The sequence below is a fragment of the Bradyrhizobium sp. HKCCYLRH2015 genome, assembly GCF_051168215.1.
GTDB lineage: Bacteria > Pseudomonadota > Alphaproteobacteria > Rhizobiales > Xanthobacteraceae > Bradyrhizobium.
Genome location: NZ_JBNPUO010000004.1, coordinates 143,585 through 159,720 on the forward strand (window position 1 = coordinate 143,585; position 16,136 = coordinate 159,720).

A 16,136-nucleotide genomic window follows, 5' to 3' on the forward strand; every position below is an offset into this window, starting at 1 on the left:
CCGCGCCGCCGGCGAAGCGCCAGCGGGCGTGTTGACAGCACCCGCCGAAGCGTGACGGGATCATTGGGGCATCGACTCCTGCCGGCAGTGAGCACGCGCGCTGCGTGAACGGGCGGGGCCACACCGGCGACCAACCTGGCCGAGGCCAGATTGGCACGACTATTTCGGACACGAGGGGCCGGCACCGAGAGGCAATGGCAAGACAGACATCACCCCAGCGGCCCCATCTGCAAGCGGACACCCAGGGCCAGCAGTGGGATGAGGCCGACTGGGATGTGGCCGACCAGTATGAGGCTGCCGCCGAGCACGACGAGATGGTCGGGCAGCGCGCCCGGAGCCTGTTGTCGCGGCCCGATTCGGGCGGGAGCACCGGTCGATTCGGCGGGGCGCGACCGCGTCTGCCGGGCGGCCGCGTGGCCAAGCGGGTCGTCATCACGCTGGCATCGCTCATGCTGCTCGTCGGGCTCGGCTTCGCCGGCCTGTGGCTGCGGCTCGGTGCGGGCCCGATCAGCCTCGACATAGCGACGCCATGGCTCGCGGCGGCGATCGAGGACAATATCGGCCACGGCAATACCGTCGAGGTCGGCGGCACCCAGATCGAGCGCGCCGGCCGGATCAGGATCGCGGTCCGGATCCGCGACATCATCGTGCGCGACCAGGATCACGCCATCGTCGCCAGCGCGCCCAAGGCCGAGGTGCGGCTGTCCGGCGCCGCGCTGCTGATGGGCCAGCTGCGCGCCGAAAGCCTCAAGCTGGTCGACGCCGAGCTCGCGATTCGCATCACGCCGGACGGCACCGTCACGGTGTCGACGGGTGAGACCAACAAGCCGCTGGCGACGGGCGTCGCCTCCAAGCGCGACGCCGGCCTGCCGCCGACATTCCCGCGGCCGGGACAGGCCGCGCCATCGCCTGGTGCACCGGGACCGCAGGCCGGCCCGCAGCCGTCGGCGCCGGCCACTTCGACTTTGCCGGCGACCGCGGCGCCGAACGGCCTGCTCGCCGGCCTGGACTGGCTCGACAGCCTCAGCCTGACCGGGCTCGATGGCCAGAACCTGAACGAGATCGGGTTGAAGAACGGCGTGCTGGTCGTCGACGACCAGCAGCGCGGCAACAAATGGACGTTCGAGAACATCAGCCTCAGCCTGCGCCGGCCGTCCGGCGGCGGCGTGGCGCTGAGCCTCGGCGAAGAGGGCGCCAGGCCGTGGTCGCTGCGCATTCTGGTCGGGCCCCAGGCCAACGGCGTGCGCACGGTGGACATCAAGGCTGACAAGGTTTCCACCAGCAACATCCTGCTGGCGATGCGACTCAAGGATCTCACCTACATGGCGGACCTGCCCATGACCGGCGAGATCAAGGGCGAGCTCGCGCGCGACGGGCTGCCGACCTATCTGCGCGGCAAGATCAACATCGGCGCGGGCAAGATCATCGACACCGATACGCCCGACTATCCGATGGCGATCGATTCCGCCGAGATCAGCATGGAATGGGACGCCGGACGCCGCGTGCTGATCGCGCCGTTGAAGGTGATCTCTGGCGCCAACCGCATCACGCTCAACGCCAATCTCGAGCCGCCGAACGACACCGCGAACGACTGGCGGCTGGGTCTCAACGGCGGCACCATTCTGCTCGGCGCCATCGAAAACGAGCCACCGCTCATCTTCAACCGCATCTCGATCAACTTCCGCTTCGACACCGAGGGCAAGCGCGTGCTGCTGACGCAGGCCGAGGTGTCCAACGGTGAAATCGGCGTCGCCGGCACTGGCAGCGTCGAGTATGCCGGAGAGCCGCGGCTGAAGCTCGGCTTCGCCGCGACGCCGATGCCTGCGCTGGCGATGAAACGGATCTGGCCGGCGCTGATCGTGCCGGAGGTGCGGGCCTGGATCATCGAGCGCATCGAGCGCGGCTCGGTGCAGCGGATCGACGTCGCCGTCAATTCGCCGACGCGCAACCTGCCGCGCAAGGGACCGCCGATTCCCGACGATGGTCTCGACGTCAACATCGTCGCCACCAATGTCACCGTGCATCCGGTCGACGGCCTGCCGTCGGTGCGCGATGCCGACGTGAAGGCGCATGTTACCGGCCGCACCGCGACGGTGACGATCGGGCAGGGCGTCGCGGATACGCCGGCCGGGCGCAAGCTCAACTTCTCCGACGTCGTGTTCGAAGTGCCGGACATGGCGCCGAAGCCGTCGCCGTCGCGGGTGCGCATGCGCGTCGAGGGCCAGGTCGCCGCGGCCGCCGAGATCCTCGCCTCTGACCGGCTCAACGATCTGTCGTCGATGCCGATCGATCCCAACCAGACCAAGGGAACGTTCCAGGCCAGCGTGAATCTCGCGATGCCGGTCAAGGGCGAACTGACCAAGGCCGACACCAGCTACGCGGTCACGGCCGATCTCAACGGCTTTGCCGCCGACAAGCTGGTGATGAACCAGAAGCTGGAGGCCAACACGCTCAAGATCGTGGCCAACACCGCCGGCTATCAGGTCAAGGGCGACGTCAAGATCAACGGCCAGCCGGCCACGCTCGACTATCGCAAGCCGACCGAGGGCGACGCCGACATCAAGATGCAGGCGATCCTCGATGATGCGAGCCGCGCCCGGCTCGGCATGGATCTGGGCACCGCGATCACCGGCAACGTGCCGCTCAAGCTCAACGGCAAGATCGCGGGCTCCGCCGATCGTGACAGCCGGCTCGGTGTCGAGGCCGATCTGACCCAGCTCAAGCTCGACAATTTGCTGCCGGGCTGGGTGAAGAATCCGGGCAAGGCGAGCAAGGCCACCTTCAACGTGGTCGCCAAGCAGCAGTCGACCCGCTTCGAGGACATCAACATCGAAGGCGGTGGCGTCTCCATCAAGGGCTCGCTGGAAGTCGACCAGAACGGCGACCTGATGAACGCGAACTTCCCGACCTATTCGCCGTCGGAAGGCGACAAGACGCAGCTCAAGGCCGAGCGCGGCCAGGACGGCGTGCTGAAGCTGTCGATGCGTGGCGACGTGTTCGACGGCCGCGGCTTCCTGAAGTCGGCGATCTCGGGCACCAACAAGGACGCCGACAAGAACAAGGCGCGCTCGAACCTCGACTTCGACGCCGAGGTCAAGCTCGGCGCCGTCGCCGGCTTCAACGGCGAGGCGCTGCGCAGCGTCGACGTCAAGCTCTCCCGGCGCGGCGGCGCCTTCAAGAGCTTCAACCTGACCGGCAAGGTCGGCCGCGACACGCCGGTCACGGCCGACATCCGCGTCGGCCGCGAGGCGCCCAGCTCCGATCCGCGCGCGCGCCGCCAGGGCCGCGAGGTGATCTATCTCGTGACCAACGATGCAGGCGCGCTGCTGCGCTTCGCCGACACCTATTCCAAGATGGCCGGCGGCGAGCTGGAGCTGGCGATGGAGCCGCCGACGGCCGATTCCAGCCCCAAGGAAGGCCTCGCGATCGTTCGCAACTTCACCGTCAGGGGTGAGCAGGCGCTGGACCGCGCCGCTTCCGGTGCGGCCCAGGGCGCGTCACAGGGCATCGCCTTCACGATGCTGCGCGCAGAGTTCACGCGGCAGAACGGGCTGCTCTCGATCCGCGACGGCGTGGTCAAGGGGCCGACGCTCGGCCTGACCATCGAGGGCAGCATCGACTACAACGTCAACCAGGTCCGCGCCTCCGGCACGATCGTGCCGCTGTACGGGCTGAACAACATGTTCAACCAGATCCCGATCGTCGGCCTGTTCCTCGGCGGCAGCAATGAAGGTCTGTTCGGCGTGACCTACGAGGTCGTCGGCACGCCGAGCCAGCCGGTGGTGCGCATCAATCCGATCTCGGCCATGCTGCCGGGCGTGACGCGCAAGATCATGGATTTCAACACCGGCAAGCAGCAATACCCGCCGGCGGAGCTGCCGCCGAACAATTGATGCTGCCGGCCGTCGGCGTCGGCGACGTCAACAGAGCGGATCGATGCGGTCAGGCCGCTCTGACGCCAGCAAGGAAGGTGTCGACCTCGCGGGAGAGCTGCTCGGCCTGCTTGGAGAGGTTGCCGGCGGCGATCAGCACGTGGCTCGCGGCGCTGCCGGTCTCGTTGGCTGCGGTCGAGACGCCGCCGATATTAGCGGTGACCTCACGGGTGGCCTGCGCGGTCTGGGTGACGTTGCGCGCGATCTCCGCGGTGGCCGTTCCCTGTTCCTCGATCGCCGATCCGATCGTGGCCGCGATCGCGGACACTTCCTCGATGGTCAGGGTGATGCCGTCGAGCGCGCCGACCGCTTCCCGCGTCGCGTTCTGGATCTGGGCGATGCGGTCGCCGATCTCCTGCGTGGCCTGTGCGGTCTGGCTGGCCAGGCTCTTCACCTCCGCTGCGACCACCGCGAAGCCGCGCCCGGCTTCGCCGGCGCGCGCGGCCTCGATCGTGGCGTTGAGCGCCAGCAGGTTGGTCTGGCCCGCGATGCTGGAGATCAGCTCGGCGACGTGCTCGATCTGCTTGGCGCCGTCGGCCAGGGCGCGGACGATCCCGTCGGTATGGCGCGCGCTTTCGACGGCGCGTCCGGTAACCTCGGCCGATTGGGCGACCTGACGGCTGATCTCGGTGATCGACGAGGTCAATTCCTCGGCGGCGGTGGCGACCGTCTGGACGCGCGAGCTCGCTTCATTCGCGGCGGAGCTGACGGCGGTCGCGCGCGCATTGGTGCTCTCGGCGGTGCCGGTCATCGATTTCGCCGTGGCCTCGAGCTCTCCGGCGCCGGACGCCATCAGGGCCACGAGCTGGCCGACGGAGGCATCGAAGCGGTCGGCCATCGCGATCAGCGCGTCGCGCTTGTCCGCTTCGCTGCGCTGCTTGGATGCGGCCTGCTCATGCTCCAGCATGCGGGCGGTGATCGCGGTCTTGCGCAGTACCTCCAGGGTCTCGGCCATGCGGCCGATCTCGTCGCCGCGTTCGGTCTCGGCGACCGGCTGCTCGAGCCGCCCGCCGGCGATGTCCTGCATGCGATCCTTCAGCCGATGCAGCCCGCCGACCACGTTGTGCGAGATCAGGAAGGACAGGATGCCGAGCAGCACGAGCAGCGCCGCGCCGATGCCGGCGAGCCGCATCAGCAGCGCATAGACGTCCGCCTCGATGTCGTCGACATAGAGCCCGTAGCTCATGACGATGTTCCACGGCGCGAAGGCGCGGACGAAGACGACCTTCCGCAGCGGCTCGGTCTGGCCGGGCCGCGGATAGAGGTAGGAGGTCGTGCTGCCTTCGGGTTTCTGCTGGGCGGCCTTGATCTGTGCATCGGCGATCATGACGCCGTTGGCGTCCTTGGTGCCGAGGATCTTGCCCTCCAGTTTCTCGTTGGCGGCATTCAGCAGAAGCGCCGAATCTGCCGCGTTGTAGGCGATCGGATAGCCCTGGCCGTTGTTGAACGTCATTCGTCGCGCAAGATAGCGGAACTTGTTCTTGGCCTCGTCCACCGACATCTTTCCTGCCGCGACCTCCGTCTGCAGCGTCTCTGCGAGACCGTAGACGAGGTCCACCGCGGTATGCATCTGGGTGATGCGGTCTTCCAGCATCCGCGCGCGGCTGAGCCAGCCGGAGACGGCCACGATCGCGATCACCGTCGCGATCGCAAGGATCACCATGCTTGCGAGCTTGGTGCGGAACTTCATGCGGCTGAGCAGTGTCACGGCGTCCTCTTCGTTCTTGTTGCCGAAACAACTATCACCAAGCTGCTTACTAATCATGAACGCGTGGTTGTTGCGCGCCGTCCACTATGTGGACGAGCAGCGCTCGCCGCTCGTGAGCACGTCTTAATCGGGCGCACGCCAACTACGTGCGAAGGGCGGGAACGACCAGGAACGGGATCATCCCGATGACGACGCTCACGAGCGCCAGCAGAATGACGGCATCATAGCCGTGAGTGAGATCGTGGATGACGCCGCCGCTCCACGATCCCAGCGCCGAGCCGAGCCCGCTGCCGATCGTGATCGTGCCGTAGATGGTGCCGAGCCGCCTGCCGCGGAAGATCTTCATCGCGGTGGCCGACAACAGCGGCCCGCGCGAGCCGATCATGCTGCCGAAGCAGACGACGAAGCCGGTGAGCAGGAAGATGTTCGGCGCAAATTGCAGCGCCCACAGCATCAGGATTCCTGCGATCGATACGGCGTAGGAGAACAGCACCGACGGCCGCCGGCCGATCAGCCCGTCGAGGGCGGAGACGCCGAGCATGCCGAACAGCAGCACCACGCCCGAGAAGCCCCAGGCGGTGGCGGCCTGCAGCGGCGCAAAGCCGGCATCGATCAGATAGGCGACGACCTGCGGCGCGATCGCATACATGCCGATGGCGGTGAAGAAGAAGGTCGAGAACAGCGCCCAGAAGGCGTGGTGGCGCAGCGCGCGCGACAACGTCCAGGCGTCATCAGCGAGCTCGTCGCTGATCGGCCTGGTGATGTGAGGCGCGCCGGCGGCGAACAGCCGCCACGGTAGCAACGCCAGCGGCACCAGCAGACTGAAGGCTGCAGCGCCGAACGCCTGATAGGTGCTGCGCCAGCCGATGGCGTCGATCAGCAGTTGCGAGCCCGGCAGCAGGATCAGCACGCCGGCGCCGGTCGCCGAATAGATCACCGCCATCGCGGTCGGCAGCTTCTTGCCGAACCAGCGGCCGAGCAGGATCGAGTTGGGGACGTTGCCGATCAGCGCGATGCCGATGCCGACGCACAGGCCGATGCTGATCTGGAACTGCCACAGCGCCCGCGCGTGCGCCGCGGCCGTGAAGGCTGTGCCGAGCAGCAGGAGGCCGAGCGCATAGACGGCGCGCGGCCCGGTGTGGTCGAACAGCCGTCCGATCAGCGGCGCGGCGAGGCCGCCGGCGAGCGCCGTCAGCGAATAGATCGAGACCACCTCGGAGCGGTCCCAGCCAAAGCCGTCGGAGATCGGCTTGAGGAAGACGGTAAAGCTTTCTCCCAGCCCGCGGCCGAGCACCGACAGCGCGAAGCACAGGCCCAGCACCACGAACGCCAAGTGCGTTCGTGGTCGAGCTGTCGGGCTTTCCTCGGCTTGCGCAGGCTCTTGCGGCGCGCTGATCGTCATGCCGTCATGGGAGCGCCTTTCGGCGTTCCCTGACAAGCAGGCAAAAGCGAATGCGGCTATGCAGGCTTCACCAGCACATGGCGCTTCTTGCCCAACGACAGCTTGATCACGCCCTCGCTGGTCAGCTCCGCCTGTGTCAGCGCCATCTTCTCGTCGGTGACCGCGACGTCGTTGACGCGCAGGCCGCCGCCCTTGATCTGCCGCCGCGCCTCGCCATTGGAAGCGACGAGCCCGGCCTTGACGAAGGCGCTGAGCACGCCGAGCCCGGCATCGAGCTCGCTCCTGGCGACCTCGACCGTCGGCAGGTTCTCGGCGATCGCGCCTTCCTCGAAGGTGCGGCGCGCGGTCTCGGCCGCGGTGCGCGCCGCTTCTTTGCCGTGCAGCAAGGCGGTCGCCGCATCCGCCAGCGCCTTCTTGGCCTCGTTGATCTCGGCTCCCTGGAGCGCGCCGAGCTTTTCGATCTCCGACAGCGGCAGCGTCGTGAACAGCTTGAGGAACTTGACGACGTCGGCGTCCTCGGTGTTGCGCCAGTACTGCCAGAAATCATACGGGCTGCACTGGTCGGCGTTGAGCCAGATCGCACCCTGCGCGGTCTTGCCCATCTTGGCGCCCGAGGCGGTGGTCAGCAGCGGTGTCGTCAGCGCGAAGAGCTGTTCGGTGCCCATGCGGCGGCCGAGCTCGACACCGTTGACGATGTTGCCCCACTGGTCCGAGCCGCCCATCTGGAGCCGGCAGCCGGTGCGGCGCGCCAGCTCGACGAAGTCGTAGGCCTGGCAGACCATGTAGTTGAACTCGATGAAGCTCATCTCCTGCTCGCGCTCGAGCCGCAGCTTCACCGAGTCCATGGTCAGCATGCGGTTGACCGAGAAGTGCCGGCCGATGTCGCGCAGCATCTCGATCCACTTGAGCTGGGTCAGCCATTCGGCGTTGTCGAGCATGATGGCATCTGTCGCGCCGTCGCCGTAGCGCAGCACCTTGGCGAACACGCCGCGGATCGAGGCCTTGTTGGCCTCGATCTCCTCGACGGTGCGCATCGCGCGGGTCTCGTCCTTGCCGGAGGGATCGCCGACCATGGTGGTGCCGCCGCCCATCAGGGTGATCGGCTTGTTCCCGGTCTGCTGCAGCCAGTACAGCATCATCATGGTCAGGAAGTTGCCGATGTGCAGCGAGCGTGCGGTGCAGTCATAGCCGACATAGGCGGTCGCCTGACCCTTGGCGGCGAGCGCATCCAGGCCCTCGAAATCCGAGCACTGATGGATGAATCCGCGGCTCTGCAGCACGTTCAGGAAATCAGACTTGAAGCCAGTCATTGTCGGCGACTCTGAGCATTTGTTTACGGTATTGACCGCTTGTCGCGGCGGGGTGCGGTAGGGCACATGCCGCGGATACGGGCGTTGTGGCATTATAAGATGCGCCGGGCTTGTACAAGCATGGGCGCGGCCCGGGCGGGACCTCAAATCGGCCGTACTTGGCAAGCAGGGCAGGGTTTTCGGGTTCGACTGCAATGATTCTGACCGCACTTGGCCTCATGAGTGGCACCTCGCTCGACGGGGTGGACGTGGCCCTGATCGAGACCGACGGGCGGCAGATCAAGAGGCTCGGCCCCACGGGCTACCGGGCCTATGGCGCCGCCGAGCGCAGCCTGCTGCGCGAGGCGCTCGCCGATGCGGTGCAGATCGAGCGGCGCGAGGCGCGTCCCGGGCGGGTACGCGATGCCGAGCGCGCCGTGACGGTGGCGCACGCCGAGGCGATCGCCGCGTTCCTGGCGCAGCACCGGCTCAAGCCTGAGGACATCGACATCATCGGCTTCCATGGGCAGACCGTGCTGCACCGCCCGGAACGCCGCCTGACGGTGCAGATCGGCGATGCCGCCGCGCTCGCCAAGTCCGTCCATATCCCGGTGATGCACGATTTCCGCGCCGCCGACGTCGATTTCGGCGGGCAGGGCGCGCCGTTCGTGCCGGTCTATCACCGTGCCCTGGCGCAATCGCTGTCACGCCCCGGGCCGATCGCCGTGGTCAATATCGGCGGCGTCTCCAACATCACCTATATCGATGGCGACGACGTGCTGATCGCCTGCGACACCGGTCCGGGCAATGCGCTGCTCGACGACTTCATGCACCGCACGACCGGCCAGGCGTTCGATCAGGATGGCCGCGTGGCGGAGCAGGGCAGGCCGGACGAGGCCTGGATCACGAGCGCGCTCGACATGCCCTTCTTCGCGCTGCCGCCGCCGAAATCGCTCGACCGCAACGATTTCGCCGCGCTGAAGCTCGGCGATGTGACGCCGGCGGACGGGGCCGCGACCCTGACGGCGTTCACGGCGGCTGCGATCGCCCGCGTCGTTCCGCTGCTGCCGAAGCCGCCGGCGAGCTGGATCGTGTGCGGCGGCGGGGCCCGCAACCATACCATGATGCGGATGCTGCGGGAGCGCGTCGCGCCGGCGAGCGTCGAATCGGCCGATGCGCTGGGCTGGTCGGCTGACGCGATCGAGGCCCAGGCATTCGGCTTCCTGGCGGTGCGCGGCATGAAGGGCCTGCCGCTGAGCTATCCCACCACCACCGGGGTGCCGTTTCCGATGACCGGCGGAGTGATCGCGCGTCCGTGATCCATGCAATTGCATGAATCTTGACAGTTCCATGCGTGTGCATCTAGTTTGATGCATCTGCATCAAACTGCCGAGGATGTCATGTCGCCCTCCCTGAAGCTGATCAGCCACAAGCTCTGCCCCTATGTGCAACGCGCCGTCATCGCGCTCACCGAGAAGGGTGTCGCGTTCGAGCGGATCGACATCGATCTTGCCGACAAGCCCGACTGGTTCCTGAAGATCTCGCCGCTCGGCAAGGTGCCGGTGCTGGTGGTGCCGACGGCGCAGGGCGAGGTGGCGGTGTTCGAGAGCAACGTGATCTGCGAGTACATCGAGGACGCGCAGCCGGCTGTGAGGCTGCATCCCGAGGACGCGCTGGCCCGCGCGCAGCATCGCGCCTGGATGGAGTTCGGCTCGGCGATCCTCGGTGATCTCTGGGGCCTGGAGACGACGCAGGATGCCGCCGTCTTCGCGGCCAAGCGTGAGGCGCTGACGGCGAAGTTCGCGCGCGTCGAGGACGCGCTGGGCGAGGGGCCGTATTTCAATGGTGCGCGTTTCAGCCTGGTCGACGCGGTGTTTGCGCCGGTCTTCCGCTATTTCGATGTGTTCGATGGCTATGCCGATCTCGGCATCTTTGCTTCAACGCCGAAGGTTCGGGCCTGGCGTGATCAGTTGGCGCAGCGGCCGAGTGTGAGGACGGCGGTCGGCGCCGATTGTCCGACGCTGCTGCGCGCGTTCCTTGTGAGGCACGACGCTTATTTGTTGAAGCAGGCTGCTTGAGAAAGTACGCGAGGCGTAGGGTAGGCCAAGCGATCAGATCGGTGCAAAGCGCTGATCTGATCGCGTGCCCACCATTGGCTCAGCATGCACACATGAAGTCGGTGGGCACGGCGCGTTGGACTCGCCTTTGCCCACCCTACAGAACATCGCCCGGCCTCACCTCACATTGGCGAGGCGCATGTCCAGATAGGCCGTGATCGTCTCCATGAGCGGCTCGAGCTTGCCGTCGAAGAAGTGGTTGGCACCGGGGATGACCTGCTGGTCGATCACGATGCCCTTCTGCGTCTTCAGCTTCTCGACCAGCGTGTTGACGTCCTTGGGCGGCACCACCGCATCGCGCTCGCCGTGCACGATCAGGCCGGAGGACGGGCAGGGCGCCAGGAACGAGAAGTCGTAGAGGTTGGCGGGCGGCGCGATCGAGATGAAGCCCTCGACCTCCGGGCGGCGCATCAGGAGCTGCATGCCGATCCAGGCGCCGAACGAGAAGCCGGCGACCCAGCAGGCGCGAGCCTCGGGGTTGATGGTCTGCGCCCAATCGAGCGCGGAGGCCGCATCGGACAGCTCGCCGGTGCCGTGGTCGAACGAGCCTTGGCTGCGGCCGACGCCGCGGAAATTGAAGCGCAGCACCGAGAAGCCGCGATGCGCGAAGGCGTAGTAGCACTGGTACACGATCTGATGGTTCATCGTGCCGTGGAACTGCGGATGCGGATGCAGGATCATCGCGATCGGCGCGTTCTTCTGCTTCGCCGGATGGTAACGGCCTTCGAGGCGGCCGGCCGGACCGTTGAAGATGACTTCAGGCATCAGAGAATCCTTGGCAGAGCGTCGACCGACTTCGTCCATGCTTCATCTGGCGCCTCGCCGAAGAGTTCAGCAGGGGACATCAGCAGGAAAAGTGGTGACCGAGCGCCATCCGTTCGCTTGGACGGAGCGGCGCTGGCGTGACTGGAAGTTGGCCTTCTAGCATGGAGCGCAGGGCAAAAAGCAAGGATTTTCAACGCCCGGCAAGGCGGCGGCAGCAGGGATGCCGAGCGTGCCATCGAAGCGGCTGCGGGCTGAGGCGGCCGCGGAGCGTGCCCCGAATGCGCCTGCAATTCGATGAAAATACAGGCGTTTTCGTCGGCAGCCGCGGCCGCTTCAGCGCGCCGCCACCACCGTCTGCTCCAATGGCGCAACCGCGCTGCGATAGCGGCGGCTGCCCTGGACGGATTGGCCGCCGTCGAAGGTCAGGTCGAACTCGCCTGATGGCAGAACCGAAAGCGCGGTGACCCTGGTCATGTTGACCAGCCGGCCGCGGTGGATGCGCACCAGCGCGAAGCGGGCGAGTTCGGCCTCGGCGACCGACAGGGTGCCGCGGATCAGATGTCGCCTGCCGTCGGCCATGGCGTATTCCACGTAGTTGCCGGCCGCAGCGACCCACAGGATGTCGGCCGGCGCGACGCGGATGCGGCTCGCGCCGTCGCGCAGCCAGAGCGTGGCAGGGGCAGGAGGCTCGGATCGCCGTGTCGGCTGTTGGAGAGCGCTCGCGCGATAGCCGTCGTACAGCCAGAGAGTGGCACCGATGAGCAGCGCCGTCATGACGTCCTTGCGGAACTCGTACACGATGGTGGCGAGCGAGAACTGGAAGTCGTAGGCGCCGCCAGCGCCCCACATCAGCAGCTTGCGCAGCATCACCATGCCGGTGATGTGGAGCAGGGAGAAGACGATGACGGCGGCAACGGCGAGCGCGACGAGACGGACAGGGGCGGCCGGGCCCCGCCGGATCAATCGAACGGTGACGACCAGCAACGGCGCCAGCAGGATGATGACGATGATGCTCGTCATCTCCCACAGCAGCTGCTTTTCCAGATCATAGGCGGCTCCCCGCCTGACGGCATCGTGGGCGGCCGAGAGGGCGTTGACGACGCCGATGCCGAGCGAGAGCCCGGCCATGATGGCGTAGAAGCTCCGATCATTCGGACGCAGCATCGAGCCGACAAGCTTGTTCATGGCACCGGACCCGCTATCTCAATCTCGCGCCCGACGATACCACGCTGGCCGTCGCGCATCATCATGGTGCCGACGAGCCATGGTCGTTCGTGGCCCGAGTTGATATGAACGGACCGATGGCCGACAGGATCTATCTCGACTGGAATGCGACGACCCCGCTGCGGCCGCAAGCGCGCGCGGCGATTCTCGCTGCCATGGATCTGGTCGGCAATCCCTCGTCGGTTCACGCCGAAGGCCGCAAGGCACGGCGGCTGATGGAGGAGGCCCGCGAGGTCATCGCCCGCGGGCTCGGCACCGTCGCGCGCCGCGTGATGTTCACCTCCGGCGGAACCGAGGCCAATGTGCTCGCTTTGAGCCCGGGTCTGCGCGCGCCGACCGGCCCAGTCGAGCGGCTGCTGGTGTCGGCCGTCGAGCATGCCTCGGTGCTGGCCGGCGGCCGCTTCGCGCCATCGGCGGTGCAGACGATCCCGGTCGATGCCTCGGGCGTGGTCGATCCCGGCCGCCTGGAAGCCCTGCTGGCCGGGGGACCGCTGGCGCTTGTGTCCGTCATGGCCGCCAACAACGAGACCGGGGTGCTTCAACCGGTTTCGAAAGTTGCTGAGATCGTGTACCAGGCGGGCGGCCTGCTGCATGTCGACGCGGTCCAGGCATTTGGGAAAATACCCCTCGATATCAAACAGATGGGCGCGGACCTTGTGACCATCTCTGCGCACAAGATCGGCGGACCGAAGGGCGTCGGCGCGCTGGTTCTGGGCGCCGGCGTGGAGGAGCCGATTCCGGTTCTCCGCGGTGGCGGCCAGGAGCGCGGTCGCCGGGCTGGAACCGAAAACATGGCCGGAATTGCCGGATTTGGCGCCGCAGCCGGCGCTGCCCTGGCTGAGCTCGAGGTCGACCTGCCCCGGATCACGGCGCTGCGCGACCGGCTGGAAACGGGCCTTCGTCAGACCGCCGGCGTGACGGTATTTTCCTCCGAAGCGGCGCGGCTTCCGAATACGACGCTGTTCACGGCGCCGGGGCTCAAGGCCGAGACGGCCGTGATCGGGTTCGATCTTGAAGGGATCGCGGTGTCTTCCGGCTCGGCCTGCTCGTCTGGCAAGGTCCAGCCGTCGCACGTCCTGGAGGCCATGGGCGTTGGTTCCGCGGCGGCGCAGGGAGCGGTGCGCCTCAGTCTGGGCTGGTCCACGACCGAGGCGGATGTCGACCGGTGCCTGCAGGCTTGGCGAAAGCTGTCATTGACCCTACTTAAAGGTGGCGACGAAACCGTGCTTGAGCGATTCTAAGGGCGTGATTTCGTCCGCGAAACGTCGTAAGACGGTTCCAGAACGTGTCCACCGCGGTCCTTGAAACCGCGAGCGGAGGATGGAATGCCAGCCGTACAAGAGACGGTCGACCGCGTCAGGCGGATCGACGTCGACCAATATCGTTATGGGTTCGAGACACTCATCGAATCCGAGAAGGCTCCCAAGGGGCTTTCCGAAGACACGATCCGCTTCATCTCGGGCAAGAAGAACGAGCCCGCCTGGATGCTCGAATGGCGGCTGGAGGCGTATCGCCGCTGGTTGACCATGCAGGAGCCGACCTGGGCGCGCGTCGACTACCCCAAGATCGACTTCCAGGATCTGTATTATTACGCCGCGCCCAAGCCGAAGAAGCAGCTCTCCTCGATCGACGAGATCGACCCGGAGATTCTGAAGACCTACGAGAAGCTCGGCATTCCGCTCCGCGAGGTCGCGATCCTCGAGGGCGTCGAGCCGGTGCCCGGCGCTGGCAGCCCCGAGAGCCGCAAGATCGCGGTCGACGCCGTGTTCGATTCGGTGTCGGTGGCGACGACGTTCAAGGAGGAGCTGAAGAAGGCGGGCGTGATCTTCATGCCGATCTCGGAAGCGATCCGCGAGCATCCCGAGCTGGTGCAGAAATATCTCGGCAGCGTGGTGCCGACCTCCGACAATTTCTACGCGACCTTGAACTCGGCCGTCTTCTCCGACGGCTCGTTCGTCTATATCCCGCCGGGCGTGCGCTGCCCGATGGAGCTGTCGACCTATTTCCGCATCAACGAGCGCAACACCGGCCAGTTCGAGCGCACGCTGATCATCGCCGACAAGGGCGCCTACGTGTCCTATCTCGAGGGCTGCACCGCGCCGCAGCGCGACGAGAACCAGTTGCACGCGGCGGTGGTCGAGCTGGTCGCGCTGGATGATGCCGAGATCAAGTACTCGACGGTGCAGAACTGGTATCCGGGCAATTCGGAAGGCAAGGGCGGCATCTACAATTTCGTCACCAAGCGTGGCGACTGCCGCGGCGCCAACTCCAAGATCTCCTGGACCCAGGTCGAGACGGGATCTGCGATCACCTGGAAGTATCCGAGCTGCATCCTGCGCGGCGATAATTCGCGTGGCGAGTTCTACTCGATCGCGATCTCGAATGGCTTCCAGCAGGTCGACTCGGGCACCAAGATGATCCATCTCGGCAAGAACACGACGAGCCGGATCATCTCCAAGGGCATTGCCGCGGGCCGCTCGCAGAACACCTATCGCGGCCTCGTGACGGCACACCGGAAAGCGACCGGCGCGCGCAACTTCACCGCCTGCGATTCGCTGCTGATCGGCGACAAATGCGGCGCGCACACCGTGCCCTACATCGAGGCCAAGAACTCCTCGGCCACCTTCGAGCACGAAGCCACGACGTCGAAGATCTCCGAGGATGTGCTGTTCTACTGCATCCAGCGCGGTCTTTCGCAGGAGGAGGCGGTCGGGCTCGTCGTCAACGGTTTCGTCAAGGACGTGCTGCAGCAGCTGCCGATGGAGTTCGCGGTCGAGGCCCAGAAGCTGATCTCGATCAGCCTCGAAGGCTCGGTCGGCTAAGGCCATATTGCAGCGGGGCCGCGGCGCGGCCCGCTCGTGCTGATATCGATATCATACGTCCTTTGGGCCCGATGGATCGGTGGCGCCAGGGCAAGTGTTGAGCGGAAACAGATCATGGCACTACTCGAAATCAACAACCTGCAGGTCCGCGTCGAGGAGCGCGAGATTCTCCACGGCCTGACGCTGTCGATCGACGCCGGCAAGGTGCATGCGATCATGGGGCCGAACGGCTCCGGCAAGTCGACGCTGTCCCACGTCATCGCCGGCAAGCCGGGCTATGAGGTGACCGGCGGCGAGATCCTGTTCAAGGGCGAGGATCTGCTCGCCATGGCACCGGACGAGCGTGCCGCCAAGGGCGTGTTCCTGGCGTTCCAGTACCCGGTGGAGATCCCCGGCGTCGCGACCATGACCTTCCTGCGGACAGCGCTGAACGCGCAGCGCAAGGCGCGCGGCGAGGAGGAGTATTCGACGCCGGACTTCCTCAGGAAGGTGCGCGAGATCTCGAAATCGCTCAGCATTCCGCAGGACATGCTCAAGCGCGGCGTCAATGTCGGCTTTTCCGGCGGCGAGAAGAAGCGCAACGAGGTGCTGCAGATGGCGCTGTTCCAGCCGTCGCTCTGCATCCTCGACGAGATGGATTCCGGCCTCGACATCGACGCGCTGCGCATCGCCGCCGACGGCGTCAACGCGCTGCGTTCACCCGAGCGCTCGATGATCGTGATCACCCACTATCAGCGGCTGCTGAACTACATCGTGCCCGACGTCGTTCATGTGATGTCGAAGGGCCGCGTCGTGAAGAGCGGAGGCAAGGACCTCGCGCTCGAGCTGGAGGCGTCCGGCTACGCCCAGTTCGAAGACGCGGCCTGAGCTCGCGAAT

Annotated in this window: 11 protein-coding genes; 6 read left to right on the top strand and 5 right to left on the bottom strand. The window is 66.4% G+C overall.

What is annotated here, in order from left to right:
- The first annotated feature begins 194 nt into the window (after nt 1–194).
- The gene (locus tag ACQR1H_RS11805; protein ID WP_434883135.1) at nt 195–3,893 is read left to right on the top strand and encodes a YhdP family protein; all 3,699 of its coding nucleotides are present in this window, start codon (nt 195–197) and stop codon (nt 3,891–3,893) included.
- Between the two features lie 49 nt (nt 3,894–3,942).
- On the opposite strand, the gene ACQR1H_RS11810 is transcribed toward ACQR1H_RS11805, so the two are convergent.
- The 3 genes from ACQR1H_RS11810 to tyrS all read right to left on the bottom strand — a co-directional run bounded on the left by ACQR1H_RS11810 (nt 3,943) and on the right by tyrS (nt 8,352).
- Nucleotides 3,943–5,640, bottom strand: a complete 1,698-nt coding sequence (locus ACQR1H_RS11810; protein WP_434907579.1) for a methyl-accepting chemotaxis protein — start codon at nt 5,638–5,640, stop codon at nt 3,943–3,945.
- 142 nt (nt 5,641–5,782) lie between these two features.
- Entirely contained in the window at nt 5,783–7,042 is a 1,260-nt protein-coding gene (locus ACQR1H_RS11815; protein ID WP_434895172.1) for an MFS transporter, read from the bottom strand.
- A 56-nt stretch (nt 7,043–7,098) separates the two neighbouring features.
- Entirely contained in the window at nt 7,099–8,352 is a 1,254-nt protein-coding gene (gene tyrS / locus ACQR1H_RS11820; protein WP_316178926.1) for a tyrosine--tRNA ligase, read from the bottom strand.
- A 194-nt stretch (nt 8,353–8,546) separates the two neighbouring features.
- On the opposite strand from tyrS, the gene ACQR1H_RS11825 reads away from it, so the two are divergent.
- Complete coding sequence (locus ACQR1H_RS11825; protein WP_315800137.1) at nt 8,547–9,650, top strand: anhydro-N-acetylmuramic acid kinase; 1,104 nt, start codon at nt 8,547–8,549, stop codon at nt 9,648–9,650.
- A gap of 81 nt (nt 9,651–9,731) precedes the next feature.
- Entirely contained in the window at nt 9,732–10,409 is a 678-nt protein-coding gene (locus ACQR1H_RS11830; RefSeq protein ID WP_434907580.1) for a glutathione S-transferase family protein, read from the top strand.
- 156 nt (nt 10,410–10,565) lie between these two features.
- Here the strand turns inward: ACQR1H_RS11830 and ACQR1H_RS11835 are convergent, their stop codons facing one another.
- Both ACQR1H_RS11835 and ACQR1H_RS11840 read right to left on the bottom strand, forming a co-directional pair.
- Nucleotides 10,566–11,213, bottom strand: coding sequence for an alpha/beta hydrolase (locus tag ACQR1H_RS11835; protein ID WP_008971476.1), 648 nt, complete (start codon nt 11,211–11,213; stop codon nt 10,566–10,568).
- Nucleotides 11,214–11,546: 333 nt separating this feature from the next.
- Nucleotides 11,547–12,398, bottom strand: a complete 852-nt coding sequence (locus tag ACQR1H_RS11840; protein WP_434907581.1) for a LytTR family DNA-binding domain-containing protein — start codon at nt 12,396–12,398, stop codon at nt 11,547–11,549.
- A 116-nt stretch (nt 12,399–12,514) separates the two neighbouring features.
- Here ACQR1H_RS11840 and ACQR1H_RS11845 point away from each other — a divergent pair, with 116 nt between their 5' ends.
- From ACQR1H_RS11845 to sufC, 3 genes are all read left to right on the top strand, one after another.
- The gene (locus ACQR1H_RS11845) at nt 12,515–13,678 is read left to right on the top strand and encodes a cysteine desulfurase family protein (RefSeq protein WP_434907582.1); all 1,164 of its coding nucleotides are present in this window, start codon (nt 12,515–12,517) and stop codon (nt 13,676–13,678) included.
- 84 nt (nt 13,679–13,762) lie between these two features.
- A complete protein-coding gene (gene sufB, locus ACQR1H_RS11850) occupies nt 13,763–15,259 on the top strand; it encodes a Fe-S cluster assembly protein SufB (protein WP_316215729.1) in 1,497 nt (498 codons plus the stop codon).
- 114 nt (nt 15,260–15,373) lie between these two features.
- A complete protein-coding gene (sufC, locus tag ACQR1H_RS11855) occupies nt 15,374–16,126 on the top strand; it encodes a Fe-S cluster assembly ATPase SufC (protein WP_434907583.1) in 753 nt (250 codons plus the stop codon).
- Nucleotides 16,127–16,136: the final 10 nt, after the last annotated feature.

Excerpts from the sequence above, each read along its gene's own strand:
- ACQR1H_RS11840 (WP_434907581.1), bottom strand. The coding sequence starts at position 12,398 with ATGAACAAGCTTGTCGGCTCGATGCTGCGTCCGAATGATCGGAGCTTC.
- ACQR1H_RS11835 (WP_008971476.1), bottom strand. The coding sequence starts at position 11,213 with ATGCCTGAAGTCATCTTCAACGGTCCGGCCGGCCGCCTCGAAGGCCGT.
- ACQR1H_RS11805 (WP_434883135.1), top strand. The coding sequence starts at position 195 with ATGGCAAGACAGACATCACCCCAGCGGCCCCATCTGCAAGCGGACACC.
- ACQR1H_RS11845 (WP_434907582.1), top strand. The coding sequence starts at position 12,515 with ATGGCCGACAGGATCTATCTCGACTGGAATGCGACGACCCCGCTGCGG.
- ACQR1H_RS11830 (WP_434907580.1), top strand. The coding sequence starts at position 9,732 with ATGTCGCCCTCCCTGAAGCTGATCAGCCACAAGCTCTGCCCCTATGTG.
- ACQR1H_RS11815 (WP_434895172.1), bottom strand. The coding sequence starts at position 7,042 with ATGACGATCAGCGCGCCGCAAGAGCCTGCGCAAGCCGAGGAAAGCCCG.
- tyrS (WP_316178926.1), bottom strand. The coding sequence starts at position 8,352 with ATGACTGGCTTCAAGTCTGATTTCCTGAACGTGCTGCAGAGCCGCGGA.
- sufC (WP_434907583.1), top strand. The coding sequence starts at position 15,374 with ATGGCACTACTCGAAATCAACAACCTGCAGGTCCGCGTCGAGGAGCGC.
- ACQR1H_RS11825 (WP_315800137.1), top strand. The coding sequence starts at position 8,547 with ATGATTCTGACCGCACTTGGCCTCATGAGTGGCACCTCGCTCGACGGG.
- sufB (WP_316215729.1), top strand. The coding sequence starts at position 13,763 with ATGCCAGCCGTACAAGAGACGGTCGACCGCGTCAGGCGGATCGACGTC.